A 23,218-nucleotide genomic window follows, 5' to 3' on the forward strand; every position below is an offset into this window, starting at 1 on the left:
CTTTTACTTAAATATTGTTTGTTCTTTATTTTTTTAAACCCCACCCCCATTTCAAAAAATCCGGAAATGCTTTTGCCCATGTAGGTACATCATGTGTTCCGTCTTCCAGTTCAAGGTATTTAACAGCATGGTTATCATATCCTCTATTCTTTAACTCTGCAATTAAATCCAATGCGTCATCAATTGAATCGATGATACCATTATTATTTCTGTCTTTCTTTTCATCCAGCAATCCTGCCTGGATAAAAAACTTCAGCCAGGGTGCCGCCTCACCCTTCTTTACCTGGTTGTGCATGATCCGGTCGGCCTCATCTGTATATCCATCTTCATATGCTTTTTGCCGCCACCATAAGGAGCCTGAAAAAATTCCCGTTTTACTGAATTCTTCCGGATGGTTCCACACAATATCCATCGCCATCAACCCCCCTAAAGAAAATCCAGCAAAAGCTTTTTCCTTAAAATGAGGCAGATGATATTTTGTTTTGATAAAAGGAAGCAGTTCTTCAAAAATGAACCTCGTATACTCACTTGCTTTAGCGCCTCTTCCTAAATAATCGGGCTGGCTGGCAATTCCATACTCCATTTTCCGGTCGGGTCCGCAATGAATTCCAACACAGAGTATTGGCTCAATATCCTCGTAATAATAAAGATCATTGAGTATTGCATCAAAAGGCATCTTTGGAAGATCCTGTCCATCATTAACAAGCAGTAAACTCATTTTCTCAGGATGCTTCACATGCGTGGGCAAATAGAAATCAATCTTTACATCCCGTTCCAGGTAAGCAGAGCTCAGTTCCGTTTCTTCAACAAGGATACTCTGCGGTTTTTCCTTATGCATACATTCAAAAATAGGGAATATGAACTAAAATATTTTTCAAACCCTTTGTAAATGTTACAAAATTGTGTACTATATTGAAGGAATAAAAGTCACTATCCTGTTTCATTGCACTTCATTTATTAACTGACCTAAACAAATTATTATGAAGAAGATTGGTATCCTGCACGGCAAAGAACGTACTTTCCCGACCGCTTTTGTTGAAAGAGTGAACAGCAAAAAAATTGAGGGTATTATTGCCGAGCCTGTCCGTATTGACAAAGTTGTGCAAGGAGTAAACAATGGATACGCTGTCATAATTGATCGTATTTCGCAGGATGTTCCACATTACCGTGCCTATTTAAAAAATGAAGCTCTCAGTGGAACTGCAGTTATCAACAATCCTTTCTGGTGGAGTGCAGATGATAAATTTTTCAACAACTGCCTGGCTACTAAAATTGATGTGCCTGTTCCTAAAACAGTCATCCTTCCTTCAAAAGACAGACCTGATGATACCGGTGATGAATCATTCAGCAACCTGGCCTACCCCATGGACTGGGAAGGGATGTTTAACTATATTGGTTTTCCTGCATACATGAAACCTTATGCTGGTGGCGGATGGAAAAATGTTTACAAGCTGAATGATGCACAGGATTTCTTTGAAAAGCATGCTGAAACAGGCCAGCTTGTAATGCTGCTGCAGGAAGAAATTGTATTTGAAGAATACTACCGGTGTTACTGCATTGGCCGCAAGCATGTTCGCATTATGAGTTATGAGCCACGCAATCCGCATCATCTCCGTTATGTTGCCGATTTTCAGCCATCAGCAGAAAAATTAAAAATGATGACTGATATTGTTTTACGTATTAACAATTATCTCGGCTACGATTTTAATACTGTTGAATTAGCATTACGTGATGGTGTTCCTTATGCAATTGATTTTTGTAACCCCGCCCCCGATGCAGATCTTCCCAGTGTTGGACAGGAGAATTTTGACTGGGTAGTTGAAGCTGCAGCAAATTACGCCATTGAGCGTGCATTGGAACAGAAAGAAGGAGCAGATAATTTAACCTGGGGTGAATATATAAAACGTGGAGCCAATAAAACTCCTCTTTATTAAACAAGCTAAATTGAATTCATTGATATGAGTGCAATCAATTACAACCAGTTTACACTTGGCGTTGAAGAAGAATACATGGTGTTTGATCCTGAAACAAGGGAGCTCAAAAGTCATGAACAAAAAATTGTAATCGAAGGCCAGAAAGTGATCAGGGATAAAGTAAAAGCTGAAATGCACCAGGCGGTTGTGGAAGTTGGTACTGACCTTTGCAAGGACATTGATGAAGCATTTGCAGATGTTTCTTTATTGCGTAAAACCATCAGTGGTATTGCAGGCGACCTGGGACTTGCTGTTGGTGCAAGCGGAACACATCCTTTCAGTCATTGGCGTGATCAGCTGATTACCGATCATGTGCGTTACAACCAGATCGTTAACGAACTGCAGGAAGCTGCCAGAAGTAATCTCATTTTTGGTTTACACGTGCATGTAGGCATGGAAAACAGGAAGATGGCGATTCACTTAGCTAATTCTGCCCGCTATTTTTTACCGCATGTGTTTGCACTCAGCACCAACTCCCCTTTCTGGGTTGGGCGAATGACAGGGTATAAATCATTCCGTACTAAAGTATTTGATAAATTTCCCCGCACAGGCATTCCTGAATACTTTGACAGTATTGAAGCCTATGATAATTATGTTGCGCTGCTTATTAAAACAAATTGCATTGATAATGCAAAGAAGATTTGGTGGGATCTGCGTGTACATCCGTTCTTTAATACAATTGAATTCCGTATCTGTGATGTACCGATGACAGTGATGGAAACAACTGCTATTACAGCCTTATTCCAGGCCATTGTTGCCAAACTGTACAAACTGAGAAATAAGAACCTGAATTTTATTCAATACCAGCGTGCATTAATCAATGAAAATAAATGGCGTGCCAGCCGTTACGGTATTGATTGATACCTGATTGATTTTGGTAAAGAAGAAGAAACCAATACCAGAGCACTTATTTATGAGTTACTTTATTTTGTTGATGATGTGGTTGATGATTTGGGTTGCCGTCATGCACTGAATTTTATTCCTAAAATGATGGAACAGGGAACCGGTGCCGACAGACAATTAAAGGTGTACGAGGAAACTAAGAGTATGGAAAGTGTAGTTGATTATATTGGCGGACAGTTCCTGGCAGGAGTATAACATTCATCTTATAATATAACTCCGACTTTTAAGTCGGAGATTAAATCATTCAGACTATCGGCTTTAGCCATGATAACATTCAAGGCTAAAGCCGATTTTATTTTATACAAACCCCGGCTTAAAAGCCGGGGTTAAAAAATTAGTCATTCGTAAAGTCTTTTGACGTGGATGGAGATAAGATATTTTATTGCTCAAAATAAGCTACTGTTCCCCCCACCCACTCTTTATCTTTATTGTAACGCACACCAATCATTTTCCCTTTACTCATACGTGCAAGATTAGTAGCAAGATGAGGCCTTGCATCGCCTTCCAGCCAAACATACATCATACGTATTTCAACTTTAGCGGGAATATCAGGTGTTTCAATAACATCGGCATACTTTACTTTTCGCTGAAGAATAAAATTCTGGGGGTCAGTAATTGAATCAATATCTTCCTGTGTAATGTCAATCTTTACTCCCTGACCTGCAAAAGAAAACAGTGGTTTCAGTACATAGTTCTCTAAACCATCCGGCAACTCTTTCACCTCATTTAAAAAGAATGTTTGCGGTACATAAGGATGGTGAATAAACGGCAACGTGTATTTGCTGATGCGGTAAAACCAGTTGGGATGCGGCATCCATTCAACATCCAGATCCTGTGTAATATCTACTACATCACCCAATGATTCTTTATTTGCATTGAGGTCATCAAAAATGATACGGTTGTAAATGCGTTTTACTTCTGTTTTCTTTCCATCTTTTAAATAAAAAAGTTTTCTTCCTTCCTGAATCAGTTTGGTTAAACAAACTACTTCAATACCTGTGTAGTCTTTTGTGCAGGAAAAATCAATTCTTGTTTTCTGTATCTCGGGTTTTATTTCCAGCAATATTACATTCTCAACCGGCAAATCTCCAACAATCAATTTGCGCAGCATGCTGATGTATGATTCCCTGTTATATCCATTGAGATAATGACTGAAGTTAGAAGGAATTGAAAAATGCTTTTCAATCACTTCAGGATAATAAACCTGGAAGCCATACAAAGTTGGGAACCCCTGCATTTCAATCAGCTGAGGCTCCAGTTCTCCTTTTGTCATTAATACATACTCCAAAATCAAATGAAATCATATGTGATATCCTGTTCTCATTCGGCACTTTTTCTCCCGGTGGAATTGCATTCTCGGTCAGTTCAATAAATTTTGGATCACAAATTACATCCACAATACTTTCACAGGCATCAATTAATTTCTTCGTAAATTCTTTATCAACAAAAACCGGTGTTTCACAAACACGAAATTCAATATCACCTGGGTGCAGACTGTCAAGGTCTTTCAGAAATGCCTGGTATTTCTCCGCTGTAAAATTTTGATTAAAAGCATTGCGTAATGAACGAATCATACAGGATGTTTTATCTTCTAAAAATATCTGATTTTACGCAGAAAACAGAAAGATTTTAAACAGACACAGCATCCATTGAGAAAATGGAGCGGTACAAAAAGTTGGGAAGTATATGCGAATATGTGAGTAATATTTTGTCCGGATCTTCCAGGTGCTCAATCATGCTTTTCCATTTTTCAAAGCCATGATTGTCAATTACGGTTTTCTTTTTCTCTTCTGTTTGAAGATACATGCTCATACCAATAGCATCAGCTTCAGGATGGAACTGTGTGCCTATCATAAATTCATTAAACCGTATAGCCATGATTGCTCTTTCAAAAGGAACATGCGGCCGTTCTTTTTCAATACACAGCAGCTTTGCTCCTATTTCTTTCAGGTGTTTATGATTGGGTTGAATCACCTGGTAATCACGGCTGTCAACTCCGTAAAAAGGATTCACCAGACCTTCAAAAATAATTTCTTCATTTGCACCCTGTATCATGTGTATAGGGAATGCACCAAATGCAGTTGATTTCCGGGCACACACATTTCCTATTTCGAAATAGCGGCATGCCAGTTGAAAAGAATGGCAAATGAAGAACACATGTTTTTTCTGATCCTGCAGCGGATTTTCATTCCACTCTTTAACTTTTGTTATCCAGCCAAAGAAATTATTTTCCCAGTCTGTTCCTTTACTTTCCAGTGGACTGCCCGGCCCGCCAGTAGAAATATATACATCATAGCTGAGATCAGGTACTTCGTTCTTTCCCCTTACATCAAATTCAGCAAAATCAAGGTTCAGTTGATTGGCATCAGCAAACTGGTTCAGTATTTCACGGATACAACGCATGCCCTGATTGGCAAAGCCATCATATAAATCAAGAATTGCCACCCTTACATGCTTATTCACTCCGCTCATAGCGGCAAATTTATTGAAAAAATGATGTTTAAACAGACTTTCATCTATCCACAAATGTGGAAAGCCGCACAAAAAATCCCGCTGTACAACGGGATTATCCAAAAACAACCTATAAGAAAAAATGACTACAAACTGTTCAGTAATGCATTAATAGCCGCAAGGCTTGAAAGAGTTGGTTTAACAAAAGACACCATATTGGCTGCCGTCTTTTCTTCTTTTACTCCCAAATAATAACTGCTGCCTACTTTTGAAACTGAAACAAATATCACAGGTTCATTGACTGGAATATTCGGGAACGAAAAATGACGGAGTGTTGGATTTCCTGATAACTGTACAACAGAACGATAATTCTTAAACACTATATATACAGCTGAGTTGGCATTCGAAAATAAATCAGGTAAAACAGCTTTTATTTCAACACGTGGCTGGCTTGATGGTATTGACCTGTCTACGTTAACCCATCCTGTGCGGTATGTTTCAACAGCATAGCCTTTTGCAGCAGGATATGTATTGGTTGAATCCCACACTTTCACGAATGAATTATCAGTTGCCAAGGTCCAGTCGAACAACAAGGAATTTGTTACAACTGGTGTATTTCCATAAAAAATACTCATCCCCTGTTTAGGTTCAGCATCACGATAGCGGATAATAATTTTTCTGCTGCTTGCAACTGTAATTGGCTGACTGTTTGATGTAAGTCGTATATGCAAAGCTCCACCAGATTCCAAAGGATATTTATTTGTGCTTGTGGGTACTCCATAACGGATAAAATCACCTTTCTTCTGGAGTAATACATATTCAACTTTTACAGTACCGTTTAGTGCAGTTCCATTGAGCAGAAGTCCATTGGTCGGAAATGAAATCTGTAACCCACTGGCTGAACTAATCGTTGTATCTGTTGCTGTATTGATATTTTGTGCAGTGAGACTTCCTTCCAGGTTCTTTGATAAAATAAGTACCTGTGAATTTGCTGTTACATTATTTGTCCATGCGCTGTCTAATTGCTGGCCCGGGTCAGGTACAAATTCATTTGTATCCTTTTTGCAGGAAGCAATCAGAAGAAGGAAAAATAATAAACTGTTTAAAAATGTTTTCTTCATATTCGGGATTTAAAATAAAATAGGTGCTTTCCCCGGGTTACTGGAAACATCCGTATTTATTTGATTCATGATTTAGCGGTAACGCTGCCTGCCGCTGTACAAATTATACCTGATTCCTAATTGCATTCCGCTTGTGGAATAGCGCTGATTCACAATATTTGCATTTTGTGTAACAGGTTTAAAATTGTAACGGAAGTATGGCTCGCCGAAAATCTGCAGCCGTTCATTTATTCTTTTGTACACGGCGAAACTTGCGAAAACACCAATACCAATATTGCTGCGCCAGTTATTTGCACCCGTTCCTTTTGCTGTTGAAATTTTAACCGGACTCAATGTTGTATCAAGTACTTCACCACGATAGAATGAAGTAATATTAAATACCGGTCCTGCATTCACAGCAAAGGCAAGTATTTCAGGATTTCCAAACTCATAAGAAAAAATGATGGGCAGATCAATAAAGCGGTAACGGTTGTACGTTGTACGGTAGCGTGTACCGTTTTGTTCAAAGTAAGTTGTATCCCTGATAAATAAAGTATCGCCTGGTGCTCTTATCACCGTACGTATTGTTATGATCTGTGTTATTTGCTTTTCATTTGCATTAATGATACGTAAGCGTTCATTGATCTGTGAATAATTTACTCCGGCTTTGATCAGTGTTTTTTCTCCGATGTTTTTAGCGATGCGCACTCCTGCACTGAAACCATTCCGGTTATCTTCACTGGTACGGCGCTGATCAATATATCCATTGAGATTAGCAGGATTAGAAAAGCTTCGCATGGTATAATCAGGCGAACCATATACTTCTATATACAAATCATTACGACGTGGGCCGGTAATTGTCGGGCAGCCTGGTCGGTTATTTTGCTGGGGAACATTTCCAATCTGAAATTTTTGCAGAGAAAACCGATACACAGCAAGATCAGTAAAGTTTAAAGCATATTCTTTTGATTCATTTGACTGAATTGAATTGTCTGCTTGCAATTCATTAGCTGTGGCAGTATTTAGAATGAACTTTTCCTTTACTGTTGTTGCTGATTCTTTTTTATTTATTCCCGCATTACTTTTTTTGTTCTCTGAATTGTTGATTACTGAAGTATTTGTTTTTATAGTTCGATCAGCAGTAAAAGAGATATTATTCTTATTCCCTGTTTTTACATCAGCTGTAACAACATTGCCATTGTCAGTTTTATTTTCTTCATTTTCAACTATAGGTTTTGATTCAGTTGTTGATTCATTATTTTGCTCCGCTTGTTCTTTGTTTTCAGTAAATGCTGTTGGAGTAATGTTTTCCTTATTATTATTTGTATTTACTTGTGAAGAAGTTGCTGTTTTCTGCTCTGCATTTTTTGCGTTTGAATTCCATGTAAGAAAGCCAATACCAGTAAGAGTTACCAACGCAATACCGGTTAACAGGTAACGTCTTAAAAAGAAGAAGCCTTTTTTATCGTCCTTCTCTTTTTCACGTATGCGTTCCCATACATGCATGGGTGCACCGGAGTCGTATTGCTCCAGCTTGCTTTTTACGAAGTCATCGAATTGTTGATCTTTCATACCGCAATACTTTTTGCACTTTAATAATTTCATTCTGTAAATACCTTCTCGCTTTCACCAGTTGTGATCTTGATGTACTGTCTTTTATTTTCAGCATTACTGCAATTTCTTCATGACTGTAACCTTCAATTACATGCAGGGTAAATACCAGCTTATAACCTTCCGGTAAATTGTGAATCATCTTCAGTAACTCGGCTTCGTTGAGGTGAGTATAGGCTGAGGGTTCCAATCCGCTCACACCCGGAGCATCGGGTTGCACTTCATCAAACTTCATCCTTTTCTTCTGGCAATATTTTAAAGCCGTGTTCACAACAATCCTGCGAACCCATCCTTCAAACGAACCTTCAAACTTGAACTGAGAAATATTCCTGTACACTTTAATAAAGGCATCCTGCAGAATATCTTCTGCTTCCATCCTGTCTGTAGAATATCGCAGGCAAACAGTCAGCATCTTACCGGCGAAACGCTCAAAGAGCTGTCGCTGGCATTGCTCATCTTTTTTGATGCAGCCATGGATCAGTTGGTGGTCTGTTAATATCAGAATAGGGACGTTAATTTTTATAAATAGATACCATTCTGTAGTGTTTTCGCTGCCCGGTGAAGGAAATCTCTCTAACAAACCCGGAAAAAACCAAAAAAGGCAGCAATTAAGCTGCCCTTGTATTTTCAGATGGGAGTTTTACATTCCCATATCCATTTTTTTCTGTTTGAGACTGTTTAGCGATGGATCCATTTCAATGGCTTTATCGCATAAAGCCACGCCCTTATCCTTTTGCCCCATTTTCTGGTAACTCATGCCAATCATATAAAGCGCACGGGCATTTTTATTATCGAGCTGAAGTACCTGGTCCCAGTTGTCTATCGCATCCTGGTACTTCCCGCCTTTGTATTGCGATTCGGCCAGTGCATAACGTACTGTAATGCTGTAAGGACGTTTTTCTAAAGATTTTTCAAGCATCTCGGTAGACTTGGCAAAATTCCCAAGATTCATATAACTGTAAGCAAGGTTTTCATAATACTCTGCATTCTTTACCCAACCACGCTCAGCTGCAAGCTCAAACATGGCAATGGCATTTTTATCGTCAGGAATAGCATAGTACACCATTCCCATTTCAAATACATAACGTGCATTTTTTGGGTCAACCGCTGCTGCTTTCTGGTAGTAAGGAATTGCCTGTTTGTAACGCTCTATTTCAATGTAGCTCCGTCCGATTGTATAATACAGAATTGCATTGGTTGAATCTGTTTCGGCTGCGTATAATAAACGGTTAATGGCCTGCGGATAATTTTCAAGATAATAATTGCACATACCAACGATGTAGTGCATGGGTTTATCCTTGTGGAGTTTTTCCCATTTCTCTGTATAACTTAAAGCATCCTGGTGGCGGCCCAGATTGAAGTATAAATTGGCTAACTGCTGAAAGGTTGCTTCATTGTTTGGCTCCAGTTTGTTCCAGCGTGTATAGGCATCTACAGCCTGGCGATAGTTGCGACTTTCCATGCCATACTCACCCATTGCTTTCAATGCATCAATGTTGGTTGTATCATACTGCACAGCCTTTTCAAAAAGATTAATGGCTAATTGTATTCTGCGTTCCTGTTTGGCAATATTAGCCCGTTGTAATACAGCATTTGAACTGTCACGGTTCTGAGCAGATGCAGAAAAAAACTGAATAATGTAAGTGATAAAATAACGTACCCGTTTTTCATGGAATAAGATTTTGGATCGATGTAAAAATAGACAATATAAAAATATAAAATAACGTAGAAATACCTACTAAAACCCTGCCCTTTTTACCGGAACTAAGTATTATTTTAATAAAACAGCCCCCAAGGGAGGTAAATTCAGGTTCAATTCATACCATTTTTCATCTTTATCTGTTACCCGAACGCCTATTTCAGGATTAAACACATCACCTGTACCCCAGTATTTTTTATCATCGCTGTTGAAAATCTCTTTCCAGTTTTGCTTTCCCTGCACATGTATTTTCCAATCGGAGTGAACAACAGGTGTCATGTTCAAAACCACAAGAATATCATCCTCTGCATTTTTCCTTTCCGTTTGAATACAATGACTGATTCACTCCGGTGATTCAGATCAACACATTCAAACGCAAAATGATTGAACTGGTTTTCATATAATTCCGGTTCTGATTTCAGTAAACTGCAAAGATCCTTTACACAGTTTTTTATTGATTTATGCGATTCAAAATGCAGCAGCTCCCACTGCAATTCGCTTTTATAATTCCACTCACTGGTTGCGCCAAATTCATTACCCATAAATAAAAGCTTACCTCCTGGGTGTGCAAACATATAACTGTACATCAGCCGAAGGTTAGCAAATTTCTGCCAGTCATCGCCGGGCATTTTATACAGCATGGGACTTTTGCCATGCACCACTTCATCATGACTCAGAGGCAACATAAAGTTTTCATCATAATAGTAAGCCATGCTGAATGTAAACTGATCCTGTTGGTATTGCCTGAACAGCGGATCCTGTTTAAAATACTTCAGTGTATCATGCATCCAGCCCATCATCCACTTCATACCAAAACCCAATCCTTCAGCAAATGTAGGTTTACTTACACCCGGCCAATCAGTTGCTTCTTCAGCAATGGTTTGCGTATCGGGTAAGTCACGGAAGATAGTTTCGTTTAAATCTTTAATAAAAGCAATGGCTTCAATGTTGCCATCACCACCAAATTCATTGGGTTCCCATTGCCCTGCTGTTCTTGAATAATTTAATTTCAGCAATGATGATACCGCATCAACACGCATCCCGTCAATATGAAATTCCTTGAGCCAATACATGGCACTGCTGATGAGAAATGATTTTACTTCGCCACGTTTATAATTAAAAATATAACTGTTCCAGTCGGGGTGATATCCCTTCCGCATATCTGCATACTCGTATGTATGCGAACCATCAAACATAAACAGTCCATGTGCATCGTATGGAAAATGTGATGGAACCCAATCAAGAATCACTCCTATCCCTTCGTTGTGAAATGCTTCCACCAGTTGCATAAACTGCTGCGGAGTTCCGTAACGTGATGTTGCTGCAAAATAACCTGCTCCTGGTAACCCCAGCTTCCATCAAAGGGATGTTCCATAATGGGCATTAATTCAATATGGGTAAACCCCATCTCTTTTACGTATGGGACTAAACGTTCACGAAAAAATCATAACTGTGATAAACTTCTTCATTGAATTTATCAGGACGCATCCAGCTGGCAAGGTGCACTTCATACACACTCCAGGGTGCATCCAATTTGTTGTGTTCCTTTCTTACCTGCATCCATTCTGTATCATGCCATTCATGATCCATTTGCCAGGTTACAGATGCAGTGTTGGGGCGAACCTCCCAATAGTTTGCATATGGATCACCTTTATCTAATTTCAATCCTGCATATCCATGAATATGATATTTGTAGGAAGTACCTTTTGCCATATTGGGAATAAAGCCTTCCCAGATTCCCGAACTGTCGAGCCTTACAAAAAGCGGATGACTTTCTTTGTTCCAATCATTGAAAGCTCCGAAAACAGAAACGAATGTTGCATTCGGTGCCCATACTGCAAAATAATAGCCTGTTACTCCACTCACCTCCATCTGGTGCGATCCGAATAATTCATAACAGCGGTAATTGGTTCCGTTCTGAAAATTGGCAATATCATCGCCTTCAAAACGGGAATAATTCCAAACAGGTTTTGTTGTATCAACGAAATGAAAATCCTCGTATTTCATGGTAGTACTCACGTTATATGTTTGATGATTGCATGGAAGTTATTGATTTTGTTCCTGCTGTATTATCAGCACCCTTTTTTAATTTGGCCCTGCGGTAAAATAAATATTTGCCATTCATATGGAAATATAACACTTTAACATCTTCATTGCAAAAACTGTAACCAAAACATTTTAATATCGCAAAATATTATCATCATCAACCAAAGCTAATGATATCACCTAAACAGTTTTTTATCCTTTGCTTCGCTTTGTTATCAACAGTAACAGCCTATTCTCAATCAGGCTCAGTAAGCGGCACTATTACTGATACCAGTTCCGGTAAGAAATTAAACAATGCGGTTATTTCAGTGATCCGTTCTAAAGACACTGTACTCTCCAAATTTACCCGTACCAATGAACAGGGTTCTTTCGAAATAAAAGGGATCCCGGATGGAAGTTACTTCCTGGTGGTAAGCTATCCCGGCTATGCTGAATTTGTGGATGATATTGAAGTGAAAGGTGCTACTGTTTATAAAAAAGAAATTACCATAATTCCCAAATCGAAATTGCTGGAAGAAATTATTATACAGCAAAAAGTCAGCGCTATACGGATTAAAGGAGATACTACAGAATATAAAGCCGACAGTTTTAAAGTTGGCCCTAATGCCAATGTACAGGAATTGCTGAAGCGATTACCCGGTTTGCAGGTAAATGCAAAAGGAGAAATAACGGCACAAGGGCAGAAAGTGGAGAAGATACTGGTTGATGGGGAAGAATTTTTTAGTGATGATCCTGCAGTAGTATCGCAAAACCTGCGGGCAGATGTGGTTGACAAAGTACAGGTATTTGATAAAAAGAGTGAGCAGGCAGAGTTTACCGGTGTTGATGACGGACAAAAAACCAAGACCATTAACCTTGAATTAAAAGATGATAAAAAGAAAGGCTTTTTCGGAAAGCTGGAAGCAGGAACCGATTTCGACCGGTATCATACTGCCAAAGCCATGATCAATGCCTTTAAAAAGAAACAAAAAATTGCAGCTTATATCACCAATAATAACACAACCTTTGAAGGATTGAACTGGAATGAACAACGGAACTACGGATCCAACTCAAACAGCAACATGGAAGTAACCGATGACGGCGGCATGATGTTCTGGAACCAGGGCGATGATTTCAGCCGTGGACAGGGATTGCCACAATCAACTACTGCAGGGGCTGTTTACATTAACAAATGGAACAAGGATAAGAACAGCATCAACGGCAGTTACCAGTTTAACGATCAGAATGTAACAGGACGGAATACAAGTTTTACACAAACCATTTTGCCCGACAGCAGTTTCTCTAACAATACGGTTGAGAACTTTACCAATTTCCGCAGAAGAAATAAATTGAGTGCCAATTATGAATGGCAGATTGATTCAAGCAGCACCTTAAAGATAAAAGCAAGTGGCTCCGTTGTAAATGGTGAAAAGGGAAGTGATTATTTGGGTAAATCAATTAGCGAAGACAATATAGTCATCAATAAAATTGACCGCACACTAACGAGCAAAACAGAAAACCAGGATTTCACTTCTGAAATCAGCTGGCGCAAACGTCTCAACAAAAAAGGAAGAACCATCAGCTATACCGGTAACTGGAGCAACAATGCAAAAACAGGAAATGGTTTCCTGTTTTCCACTACTGAATTTTTTGATGTTACCGGCCAGCCAACAAGGCTGCAGGAGCTTGATCAGAATAAAACAAACAATGAGCGTCAGCAGGTGATTCAAAATAGTGTTGTCTACACCGAACCGCTTAGCAAAAAATTGTTCCTTGAGTTGACATACAAAAATAACTTTAACCGGAACAATGCAGAACGTAACACATTTGAAAAACCCCTGAGCAGTGACAAATATTCGTCAATGGTTGATACCCTGAGTAACCATTTCCTTTACAGGGCCGATGATCACAGCGGTGGGTTCTCTTTCCGGTTTACAGAAAAAAAATACATGTTCTCAATTGGTACATCTGTTGGCCGTACCAATTTTGGACTGGAAGAAATAACAAAAGCCGACAAACGGAATATTGGTTTCACCAATCTCTTACCAAGAGCATCCATCAGGTTTACACCTAAAAAACAGAAAAGTTTTAACCTTACCTATTCGGGCAATACACAAAACCCAACCTTACAGCAGATCAATCCCATTATCGATAATATTGACCCGTTAAATCTTACTGTTGGTAACACGAAACTAAAACAGGCATTCCGGCATAATTTTTCTATCAACATGAATGATTATAAAATCATTAAGAGCAGGAATTTTTATCTGTCGGGGAATTTTTCTTTCACGAATAATGCCATCAGCAGTTCAAATAAAATTGATTCGGGAATCAGAGTTAACCAGGCAGTTAATGTCAATGGAAATTACAATGGTTCGGCATGGGCCATGTATGGATTCGAAATTGCCCCTTCTGTTAATCTGAATTTTACTTCTGAAAGTTCTGTGAGTCGTTTTGTGAATATTGTAAATGGTCAGAAAAACATTAGCGATAATTACAGGATAGGATTTGGAACAGGTATTGGTAAATGGAGCGATAAATGGATCAGTTTTAATTTCAATATAGAACCGGCATACAATTTTTCAAAATCGTCCATCAATAAAGGGCTGGTTACAAAATACTGGACGGTGAATGCCTACCCTTATCTATCCATGAAATTCAAAAAACAGAAGTTGTATTTTGATCTGAATGGCAACCTGAATTTTTACCAGAAAACAACTGCATTTCAGAATCAGCGAAATGTGTTTATCATCAACAGTTCCATCAAACGAACCTTTACAAAAACGGATGCATTTGAACTCATACTTTCAGTGAATGATCTTTTCAATCAGAACCAGGGTATCCAGCGTAATATCAGCAGCAACTTTATTTCTGAAAATACCTTCCAGAATATCCGCCGCTATGCATTGCTTACTCTTTCCTGGAACTTTACAAAAAACGGCAAACCTTCAAACTTCTAATTATGAAATATCCATAAAAATTCTCGAGCTAATTTATACCAACAGCGATGATAATTTTTATGGATATACTATGTGGCCAATAAAAAAATAAAAATAAACACATGAAATACATCGTTCTTATAAGCATCCTTTTCAGTCTTCATACAGGTTCTTCTGCACAGGTAAAATTTATCAGCAGCGGGCATATTGAGTATGAAAAAAGAGTCAATCAGTTTTCATATTACGATAAGGAAGATGATGAAGCTCCCTGGGTAGTTGAAATGAAAAAAGTATTTCCTAAAATGGTAAGTGAAACTTATTTCCTCGATTTTAATGAAAACAAATCGGTGTTTAAACTGGCCAAGGAAAACACAGATGTAAAATATATGTGGGGACGCAAGCCAAGTGAAACAGATGTAACTGTTAAAGATGTAAAGAATAACCAGATTTCCTTACAGCGTGACATCTTTGAACAAACCTATTTAGTAAAAGACAGCTTACAGAAGTACGAATGGAAGATCAGCAATGAAACAAGATTGATTGCGGGATTTGAATGTAAAAAAGCAGTCACTAAAATCTGCGACTCTGTTTATATTGTTGCCTTTTATACGGATGAGATTATTGTAAGCAGCGGCCCTGAAAGTTTTGGCGGCCTGCCCGGTATGATCTTGGGACTGGCTGTACCCCGTTTGCAGGTAACCTGGTTTGCAACAAAAGTTGACATCAAAGAACCAACAGAAGTAATGCTAAACCCTAAACAAAAAGGGAAAGCCGTTAATTGGGAAGTTTACCAGAAAGATTTGAACAAGGCGATGAAAGATTGGGGGAAATATGGAGCAAAAGTGATGTGGAACAGTTTGCTGTAATTGATTATAATATTGAAATGAGAAGGGCTTACAGAATTATACTGTAAGCCCTTCTCATTTTTTGTTAACAGGTTTGAATTAAAGCTGAGCAGAAATTTATTGTCCTGTAAACTCCAATTCGGGAATACCCGGATTCTTTGGATCATCACCATAATTATTTTGAAAGCGGTCTCCTTCTGTAAACATCCACACTAGGAGAAGAATACCGCCTACAAGAGGGATTAAACCAATAAAATAATACCAGCCGCTTCTGTTGGTATCATGCAAACGTCTTACTGTTACGGCAAGGCCTGGAACAATCGTTCCTAAAGCATAAATTCCATAAAGACCAAACCCAAGAGTTGAAATAACTGTTGATTCATTTGCCGTACCAACAATTGCAATAACATAAAGCGGGATAATAACTAATAAATTACAGAGCACGAAATACCAATATTCAGACCTTCTTGCACGGCCCTGAAAATTAGCGTAGTTTTTGAGAACAACTTTTTTCCACCAATCGATCATGTTGTAATTAGATTCATGTTTTTCCATACAGTTTGGTTTTGATTAAGAACAATGTTATGCATTTTTCCTATTCAAAACAATTTTGGAATGAACATGTTTTCAAAACTAAATGTAAACAGCAGCTATAGTCTTTCTAAGTCAGAGATGATCAACTTTATTGGTGTCTTATATCTGTTGTTATATAAGTCTGCCCTAAATGATTTTTTAGGATTGAAAACCAGTATATCTTCCTTTAAAATAATGGTGTCAATTAAAGGATATATGTCCTCGTAAAATTGAAGTGGAATATAACCTTGACGTTTAGAATTGTCTTTCTTGTCTAAATATTCTACGATTGCTCTGGTTGAAGAACTGATTGGGTTGATTTGATAGCTTATTTCAATTTTATATTTACTCGTTTCTTTTGTTTTATAATTAATCCTAATTTCTGTGTCCAACTTAGCAATTAAAAGTTCGACTTGACTGACCCGTTTCATATTTAAGTGGTCGGCAAGACTGATGTGTTTTAAAACTTTAAAAGTTATTGATTTCAGCAAATGATTTTTGTCAATATCTGAAAGAGAATTATAGCTTGTCGGAGATAAACCAAAGTCAATATATTTTATTCTATTGTCACTATTTCTATTTGAAATTACAAGGTCATTTTCGTTAAGTGTTGTCGTCAGGTTTATATAAATATGATCAAACTCGCCATAGCAAAATTTAAGCTCATGTAATTTTCGTGCAATTCTTTGGCCGATGTAATTGGTGTCTATCGTAGGCTGAAATAATTGCCCTAAATCATGAGGCATGGAATTGCCGTCACTATTTGTAGTATTGCTTTCGTAATATCGAATGTCTTTTATTATTCTGTCTGCCATTATAAGGTCTGCATTAATTGCTGCTAACAATATTATATACGAATATACTCACAAAAAATCTTCGCAAATACCGGAAAATACGGGCATTGTCACAGCCTTGTTATTCATCAAAAAAAGTGACAGCTTTTACTCAAAACTGTCACTTTTTTTGTATCTCTTCACAATTATTTCACTCTTTTATTCCGTTCGGTGAAGACACCGACCGGGGCGGCATCACTTCAACTCCAGCACCAAATTATACATCGGCATCAGCGTCATTGTTTTTTCTAATTGAAACTGCTGACCTGCTGCCACATCATAAGCAAGCTGAAAACCTTTTAACCTTTCTGTAAAACGTGCAAGATCAATGGTCATTGGTTTATCATTGGTGTTCAAGATGCACATGATGGTTTGATTGGCATCATAGCGGAAATAAACATATACGCCGTCAATGGGATAAAACTGCATCATCTTTCCCGTTTTAATAGCTGATGATGTTTTACGGAAGTTGGCGAGTTTCTTTATGTAATTAAAAATCGAATTCTCTTTTACTGTTCTTCCTGCTTCGGTAAATTTATTGGCAGCATCGCCCTCCCATCCACCGGGGAAATCCTGGCGCACATAACCATCATTGGGAGAAGTTAATCCTGTCATCAATATTTCATTGCCATAATACATTTGAGGAATACCTCTGAATGTCAACAGCCATGAAAAAGCTACTTTATATTTTGCTGTATCTTCTCCCAATACAGAATAAAATCTTGGCAGATCATGATTATCTAAAAAGATTACCTGGCGCATGGGGTTTTTATAAACAAAATCCTGGGCGGCGGTAGTGTATAATTTATTCACTCCTTCAGTCCAGCCAAAGGGCTGTGTTAATGCAGGCTGAATACCATAAAATAAAGTCTGGAAATCAGTTGTTGCCTGCATATTACTTTTGAACGGAATATTGTAATTGTTCTCGCAGAAATAACTCTGGTTAGGAACACCATGCACCCATGTTTCACCAAAAATGCTGATGTTGGGATACTCATCATACAATGCTTTATTGCAACGGTTCATAAATGGAAGATCATTGTATGCATAAGTGTCAATGCGCCATCCGTCGATTCCATATTCTTCTACTGTCCATACAGCATGCTGAATTAAAAAGTTAGCAGCAAATGCATTGCTGTGATCCCAATCGGGCATAGACGGTACAAACCATCCATCGCTCATGATTTTTTTATCCGCTGTTGCTGCATACGGATCGAACATAATCTGATCCTTATAATTTGTTTGTGTGAATTTAGGCCAGCGGTGAAACCATGTACTGTCTGGCTGATCACGAAACAAAATATGATCGATACCAACATGATTATACACTGCATCCTGGATGATTTTTATTCCTTTTGCATGTGCAGCATTAATTAATTCTTTGTACGCCTTGTCGCCACCAATTCTCCGATCAACACGGTAATGATTGGTAAATGCATAACCATGTTCTGTGCGGTTCTTCATATCATTTTCAATCACCGGGTTTAACCATAAAGCTGTTACGCCAAGGTCCTGCAGATAGTCTAAATGATTTTCAATTCCTTTCAGATCGCCACCATGACGGTTGAACACTGTATCACGGCGAAGTGTTTGATCTTTCATTCCAGCAACACGATCATTGGATGGATCACCATTGCTGAAGCGGTCGGGCATGATAAGATACATGAGATCCTGTGAGGTTGCTCCATTGGCAAAAGCCAATCCCCTGCCCGGTCTGCGGCTCTGTAAATTGAATTCAAAATTTACTGATTGAGTTCCTTTCTTTGATTTGATACCAACCGTTCCCGGTTTTGCAGTTGTGCCTACTGTAACATCCAGTATTACATAATTCTTATTCTGAAACTTATTGACTTTTGTAAGAGTAACACCGGGATAATTAATGGCGAAGCCTGTATGCTCACCAACATCATTTCCACGGATCATGATCTGAAGTTTATTATACTTCATCCCTATCCACCAGTTGGCAGGGTAAAGTTCATACTCCTGTGCACACACACTGCTTACTGTTACAAAAAACAGCAGCAGAAATTGAAACATTCTTGTTTTCATAATAATAAATTGAAAAATAAACAAGTCTATTGGCCTTGCTTAATTACCAGCCAGGCACAAATACCTGCAATAAACATAGAAGCACCGGCTAAACCAATTACATTGATTGCATTACCTCCCAGCATTGTAAGTGCAATGCCGCCAACAAGACCTGCAGCAATCTGCGGAATGGTAATGGTTGCATTGAAAATGCCCATGTAAACACCGGTTTGTTTTGGGGGTAAGGAAGAAGATAAAATAGCATAAGGTAATGCAAGGATTGCAGCCCATGCAATACCAATTCCGATCATAGAGATAAACAGAACATATTTGTCTTTTACAAAGATCATTGACAGCAACCCTATTCCTCCTGCAAGTAAAGAAAGTGCGTAGGTATTTCTTCTTCCGTACTTATTGGCAAGAGGTGTAATTGCCAATGAAAATAAAGCAGCAAACACACTGTAGGCAGCAAAGATTACTCCTGTCCAGTTTCCTGCTTCGTTGTATGCTTTTGATGTTGCATCAGTTGTGTTCCAGATATTTTGCGCAATACCCTGGGTTGTAAATACCCACATCAGGAATAAGGAAAACCAGGAAAAAAATTGTGTGATGGATAACTGCCACATAGCAGGTGGAATATTTTTCAGCAAATCAACAAACTTCACTTTCTCTTTTACCTCATCAATATTATTATACTGAGCATACTCTTTGGGCGGATATTCTTTTGTTCGGAACGAAGTCCAGATAACAGTGAGCAATAAAACTGCACCGCCAATATAAAACGACCAGATAACAGTTGGAGCAACTTTAGCACCGGGAGCTGGTTCATTTGCCACACCAATCCATGTTAAGATAAAAGGTAGTAAAGAACCCAGTACAGCTCCGGTATTAATCAGGAAGCTTTGTATGGCGTAGCCTTTGTTCCTTTGGCTATCGGGCACCATATCGCTTACCAATGCACGAAACGGCTGCATGGTTACATTAAAGGAAGTATCCATGAACAGCAACATAGTAGCACCAAATACCAATGGTGCCAGTAAACTTGCAAACTGTTCTGAGTTTGGCATGAAAAACATCGCTAAAGCAGATACAATTGCACCACCAAGAATAAACGGAATACGACGACCCAAACGTGTCCATGTTTTATCGCTCGACAAGCCAACAATGGGCTGAACAATTAAACCGGCAACAGGTGCTGCCAGCCAGAATAAACTTAAATGATGCGGATCTGCGCCGATGGCAGAGAGGATACGGCTTGTATTCGCATTCTGCAAAGAATATCCAATCTGTACTCCTAAAAATCCAAAACTGATATTCCAGATTTGCCAGAAGTTCAAAGATGGTTTTAATGGAGATGAAGACGACGAAGAACTGCCTGATACTGCCATAACAATCGTTTAGCCCTCCCGGGGCTGGTTTAGGTCAATAATCGATTCTATCTAAAAAACTTACAACATTAAATTACAAATCCATCAGGAAGGATTGCTCCTTTCTTTACCACGACAATACCATCCTTTACAGTGTACAATGCATGATCGGTATTTGATAAATGACTGCCGCCATTAATACGAACGTCATTTCCAATTCTGCAGTTCTTATCAATGATGGTATTTTTTATATAACAACGTTCACCAATACCAATTTTCGGAATACCACGTTCAGTTGAACGCACCATCTCTTCCAGTGTTTCATAATAATCTCCACCCATGATATAACAGCTTACAATGGTAGAACCCAGGCCAATCCTGCTGCGGATACCAATCACACTGTTTTCAATGCGGCTGGCCATGATAATTGAACCTTCAGCAATGATTGTTTTTTCCAATGTAGTGCCGCTGATTTTTGCAGGTGGCAACATACGTGCACGTGTAAATACCGGCTTTGAATTATCAAACAGATTGAAATCGGGGATTTCAGCAGTCAATGCAAGATTGGCTTCAAAGAATGAATAAATGTTTCCGATATCTGTCCAGTAACCATCATACTGGTAACTGGTTACTTTGTACTTTTCAATAGAAGCAGGTAAAATTTCTTTACCGAAATCAGTTGCTGCTTTAAATTCATCCTGCAACATATCAATGAGCAAACGCTTATTGAAAATATAAATACCCATCGATGCTAAATAAATACGGCCCATACCCTTCATTTCATTTCCTGTATCACTCACCCATTCAGGCAACAGCTCTTTTTTAGGCTTTTCAATAAAAGAAGTGATGTTATGATTTGCATCTGATTTCAGAATACCAAACTCAGGTGCTTCACGTTCTGCAACCGGGATTGTGGCAATGCTGATATCAGCACCATGTTCTACATGATCTTCCAGCATTTTTTGAAAATCCATCTGGTATAACTGATCACCTGAAAGTATCAGTACATATTCTGCATCATGCTGTTCAACATGACGTAAACACTGACGCACAGCATCAGCCGTGCCCTGGTACCATCCCTGGTTATCGGGTGTTTGCTCTGCAGCAAGAATATCAACAAATGCACTGCTGAACATACTGAAGTGATAGGTATTCTTGATATGCTTGTTTAAGGAAGCAGAATTATACTGCGTTAAAACGAACATGCGGTTGATGCCGGAATTCATACAGTTGGAAATAGGAATATCCACCAATCTGTATTTACCTGCAATAGGAACTGCAGGCTTACTGCGGGCCGCTGTTAAAGGAAACAAGCGTGTACCTGCACCGCCGCCAAGAATTAATGCTAATGTGTTTTTTGCTGGTAGTTTAAGCATATGAAAAGTTTTATCGTTAACTGAGTTTATAATTAAATTTACTTAAGACTTTTGTAAAGATCAACATATCGCTGCACACTGTTTTCCCAGCTGAAATCAAGTTTCATCATGTACTCCCTTGCAGCATTGAATTGTTTTTTATTGCTGTATAAATTGCAGGCACGCCAGATGGCATTGCAAATATCGCCAACAACTGCGTTATTAAATACCAAACCATATCCATCTTCTTCACCAATATCTTTTACAGTATCTCTCAACCCGCCGGTATTCCGCACTAAAGGTACTGTTCCGTAACGCATGGCGTACATTTGGTTTAAGCCGCATGGTTCAACACGGCTTGGCATTAACAGGAAATCTGCACCTGCATACATTAAATGGCTGAGTGCTTCATTGTAACCGATATAACAGCTGTAATCAGATTGTGATGCAGCGTTCATTGCATTCAACTGACCTTCCACTTCGGGTTCACCACTGCCCAGTATTAAAAAATTCATTCTGCGGCCGATATAAAAAAACGAATCGCCTACAACTGCCGGCAACAGATCAGCTGCCTTCTCTCCTACCAATCTTCCAATAAAAACAAAGAGAGGTTTATTAATATCCAGTCCGAATGTTTCACAAAGCAGTGCTTTATTTTTTGCCTTGCCTTCTTCAACTGTTTCAGTGCTGAAATCGTTTTCAATATATTTATCTGCTGCAGGATTCCATACTGCTGCATCAATTCCGTTTAAGATGCCGACACATTTTCCTTTCTCATACTCAAACAAAGCTTCCAAACCATTACTCATGTACTTCAGTTCATCGAGGTAACTATTGCTCACCGTTGTAACCTTTGTTGCACATTTAATACCGCTGGCCAACGGGTTGATGGCATTGTTCCATTCAAGCATTCCGCTTTTCCATGAATCGTAAGGAGGCAGGTAGGTACTTTTTTCCCAAGCCATCTGTCCCTGGTACTGTGCATTGTGAATAGTGATAACAGTTGGTATTTCCGACAGGTGTTTATACCTGTAACAATGCTGCATTAAAAAAGGAACAAGCCCTGCATGGTAATCGTGTACGTGAACAGCATCGGGTTTATACTCCCAGGATGAAAGCCAGTCAACCACACTTATCTGGAAAGCAGTAAAGCGCTGCGGATCATCATCGTAGCCATAAATTTTTTCTCTGTCGAGCAAACCATTAATGTCAACTAAGTAAAGACCAAAACCGAGTTTATCCGTTTTCTCTTTAATAATTGTATAATCAAAAAAATAATCGCCAAGATTGGTATGGCCCTTATGCACCACATCCCATTCGTTGGCTACAAGGAATTTTGTACGGTACATGGGCATTACCACTTTGGCAATATGTCCGGCTTCCTGTAAATATTTGGGGAGAGCTCCTACTACATCCCCTAATCCGCCTGCTTTGGCAACTGGGTAACACTCTGCACTGACATGAAGAATTTCCATTCTGGAGAGATTAAGAAAATAATGCTTCAATATAGCAAGAG

General features: G+C 38.8%; 15 protein-coding genes and 3 pseudogenes. 4 read left to right on the forward strand and 14 right to left on the reverse strand.

Translation table 11 applies throughout. The features are described from left to right. Positions 1-25: 25 nt before the first annotated feature. Positions 26-838, reverse strand: a complete 813-nt coding sequence (locus tag IPK31_18255; GenBank protein MBK8089707.1) for an esterase — start codon at positions 836-838, stop codon at positions 26-28. A 142-nt stretch (positions 839-980) separates the two neighbouring features. Between IPK31_18255 and IPK31_18260 the strand changes: the two genes are divergently transcribed. Then, positions 981-1,934, forward strand: a complete 954-nt coding sequence (locus IPK31_18260; protein ID MBK8089708.1) for a hypothetical protein — start codon at positions 981-983, stop codon at positions 1,932-1,934. Between the two features lie 24 nt (positions 1,935-1,958). Beyond that, positions 1,959-3,071 (forward strand): annotated as a pseudogene (locus tag IPK31_18265) (carboxylate-amine ligase). A 184-nt stretch (positions 3,072-3,255) separates the two neighbouring features. On the opposite strand, the pseudogene IPK31_18270 reads toward IPK31_18265, so the two are convergent. The 7 genes and pseudogenes from IPK31_18270 to glgB form a co-directional block, all read right to left on the reverse strand. Continuing rightward, a pseudogene (locus IPK31_18270) lies at positions 3,256-4,450 on the reverse strand (hypothetical protein). 55 nt (positions 4,451-4,505) lie between these two features. Continuing rightward, on the reverse strand, positions 4,506-5,348 hold the full coding sequence (locus tag IPK31_18275; GenBank protein ID MBK8089709.1) for a GMP synthase: 843 nt from the start codon (positions 5,346-5,348) through the stop codon (positions 4,506-4,508). A gap of 125 nt (positions 5,349-5,473) precedes the next feature. Further along, positions 5,474-6,448: a hypothetical protein gene (locus IPK31_18280; GenBank protein MBK8089710.1), complete on the reverse strand. Its 975-nt coding sequence runs from the start codon at positions 6,446-6,448 to the stop codon at positions 5,474-5,476. 72 nt (positions 6,449-6,520) lie between these two features. Beyond that, on the reverse strand, positions 6,521-7,999 hold the full coding sequence (locus tag IPK31_18285; protein MBK8089711.1) for a hypothetical protein: 1,479 nt from the start codon (positions 7,997-7,999) through the stop codon (positions 6,521-6,523). Continuing rightward, the gene (locus IPK31_18290) at positions 7,977-8,450 is read right to left on the reverse strand and encodes a sigma-70 family RNA polymerase sigma factor (protein MBK8089712.1); all 474 of its coding nucleotides are present in this window, start codon (positions 8,448-8,450) and stop codon (positions 7,977-7,979) included. The genes IPK31_18285 and IPK31_18290 overlap by 23 nt, the downstream gene beginning before the upstream one ends. Positions 8,451-8,678: 228 nt before the next feature. Continuing rightward, complete coding sequence (locus IPK31_18295) at positions 8,679-9,554, reverse strand: tetratricopeptide repeat protein (protein ID MBK8089713.1); 876 nt, start codon at positions 9,552-9,554, stop codon at positions 8,679-8,681. 255 nt (positions 9,555-9,809) lie between these two features. Further along, a pseudogene (gene glgB, locus IPK31_18300) lies at positions 9,810-11,744 on the reverse strand (1,4-alpha-glucan branching protein GlgB). A gap of 209 nt (positions 11,745-11,953) precedes the next feature. On the opposite strand from glgB, the gene IPK31_18305 reads away from it, so the two are divergent. Both IPK31_18305 and IPK31_18310 read left to right on the forward strand, forming a co-directional pair. Further along, positions 11,954-14,722, forward strand: a complete 2,769-nt coding sequence (locus tag IPK31_18305; GenBank protein ID MBK8089714.1) for an outer membrane beta-barrel protein — start codon at positions 11,954-11,956, stop codon at positions 14,720-14,722. A gap of 101 nt (positions 14,723-14,823) precedes the next feature. After that, positions 14,824-15,567, forward strand: coding sequence for a GLPGLI family protein (locus IPK31_18310; GenBank protein ID MBK8089715.1), 744 nt, complete (start codon positions 14,824-14,826; stop codon positions 15,565-15,567). A gap of 96 nt (positions 15,568-15,663) precedes the next feature. Here IPK31_18310 and IPK31_18315 read toward each other — a convergent pair whose 3' ends face one another. The 6 genes from IPK31_18315 to IPK31_18340 form a co-directional block, all read right to left on the reverse strand. Further along, the gene (locus IPK31_18315) at positions 15,664-16,074 is read right to left on the reverse strand and encodes a DUF805 domain-containing protein (protein ID MBK8089716.1); all 411 of its coding nucleotides are present in this window, start codon (positions 16,072-16,074) and stop codon (positions 15,664-15,666) included. A 122-nt stretch (positions 16,075-16,196) separates the two neighbouring features. After that, positions 16,197-16,934, reverse strand: coding sequence for a hypothetical protein (locus tag IPK31_18320; protein MBK8089717.1), 738 nt, complete (start codon positions 16,932-16,934; stop codon positions 16,197-16,199). Between the two features lie 213 nt (positions 16,935-17,147). After that, on the reverse strand, positions 17,148-19,001 hold the full coding sequence (locus tag IPK31_18325; GenBank protein ID MBK8089718.1) for a cyclomaltodextrinase C-terminal domain-containing protein: 1,854 nt from the start codon (positions 18,999-19,001) through the stop codon (positions 17,148-17,150). Positions 19,002-19,027: 26 nt separating this feature from the next. Further along, the gene (locus tag IPK31_18330) at positions 19,028-20,368 is read right to left on the reverse strand and encodes an SLC45 family MFS transporter (protein ID MBK8089719.1); all 1,341 of its coding nucleotides are present in this window, start codon (positions 20,366-20,368) and stop codon (positions 19,028-19,030) included. A gap of 68 nt (positions 20,369-20,436) precedes the next feature. After that, positions 20,437-21,723: a glucose-1-phosphate adenylyltransferase gene (locus IPK31_18335; GenBank protein ID MBK8089720.1), complete on the reverse strand. Its 1,287-nt coding sequence runs from the start codon at positions 21,721-21,723 to the stop codon at positions 20,437-20,439. A 38-nt stretch (positions 21,724-21,761) separates the two neighbouring features. Continuing rightward, on the reverse strand, positions 21,762-23,177 hold the full coding sequence (locus tag IPK31_18340) for a glycogen synthase (protein ID MBK8089721.1): 1,416 nt from the start codon (positions 23,175-23,177) through the stop codon (positions 21,762-21,764). Positions 23,178-23,218 lie beyond the last annotated feature (41 nt).

The sequence above is a fragment of the Chitinophagaceae bacterium genome (genome assembly GCA_016713085.1).
Classification (GTDB): domain Bacteria; phylum Bacteroidota; class Bacteroidia; order Chitinophagales; family Chitinophagaceae; genus Lacibacter.

What these genes read in the sequence shown, in the direction of transcription:
- IPK31_18255 (MBK8089707.1), bottom strand. Translation starts at nt 838, where the DNA reads ATGCATAAGGAAAAACCGCAGAGTATCCTTGTTGAAGAAACGGAACTG.
- IPK31_18275 (MBK8089709.1), bottom strand. Translation starts at nt 5,348, where the DNA reads ATGAGCGGAGTGAATAAGCATGTAAGGGTGGCAATTCTTGATTTATAT.
- IPK31_18330 (MBK8089719.1), bottom strand. Translation starts at nt 20,368, where the DNA reads ATGGCAGTATCAGGCAGTTCTTCGTCGTCTTCATCTCCATTAAAACCA.
- IPK31_18335 (MBK8089720.1), bottom strand. Translation starts at nt 21,723, where the DNA reads ATGCTTAAACTACCAGCAAAAAACACATTAGCATTAATTCTTGGCGGC.
- IPK31_18315 (MBK8089716.1), bottom strand. Translation starts at nt 16,074, where the DNA reads ATGATCGATTGGTGGAAAAAAGTTGTTCTCAAAAACTACGCTAATTTT.
- IPK31_18280 (MBK8089710.1), bottom strand. Translation starts at nt 6,448, where the DNA reads ATGAAGAAAACATTTTTAAACAGTTTATTATTTTTCCTTCTTCTGATT.
- IPK31_18310 (MBK8089715.1), top strand. Translation starts at nt 14,824, where the DNA reads ATGAAATACATCGTTCTTATAAGCATCCTTTTCAGTCTTCATACAGGT.
- IPK31_18260 (MBK8089708.1), top strand. Translation starts at nt 981, where the DNA reads ATGAAGAAGATTGGTATCCTGCACGGCAAAGAACGTACTTTCCCGACC.
- IPK31_18285 (MBK8089711.1), bottom strand. Translation starts at nt 7,999, where the DNA reads ATGAAAGATCAACAATTCGATGACTTCGTAAAAAGCAAGCTGGAGCAA.
- IPK31_18340 (MBK8089721.1), bottom strand. Translation starts at nt 23,177, where the DNA reads ATGGAAATTCTTCATGTCAGTGCAGAGTGTTACCCAGTTGCCAAAGCA.
- IPK31_18290 (MBK8089712.1), bottom strand. Translation starts at nt 8,450, where the DNA reads ATGCTGACTGTTTGCCTGCGATATTCTACAGACAGGATGGAAGCAGAA.
- IPK31_18320 (MBK8089717.1), bottom strand. Translation starts at nt 16,934, where the DNA reads ATGGCAGACAGAATAATAAAAGACATTCGATATTACGAAAGCAATACT.
- IPK31_18305 (MBK8089714.1), top strand. Translation starts at nt 11,954, where the DNA reads ATGATATCACCTAAACAGTTTTTTATCCTTTGCTTCGCTTTGTTATCA.
- IPK31_18325 (MBK8089718.1), bottom strand. Translation starts at nt 19,001, where the DNA reads ATGAAAACAAGAATGTTTCAATTTCTGCTGCTGTTTTTTGTAACAGTA.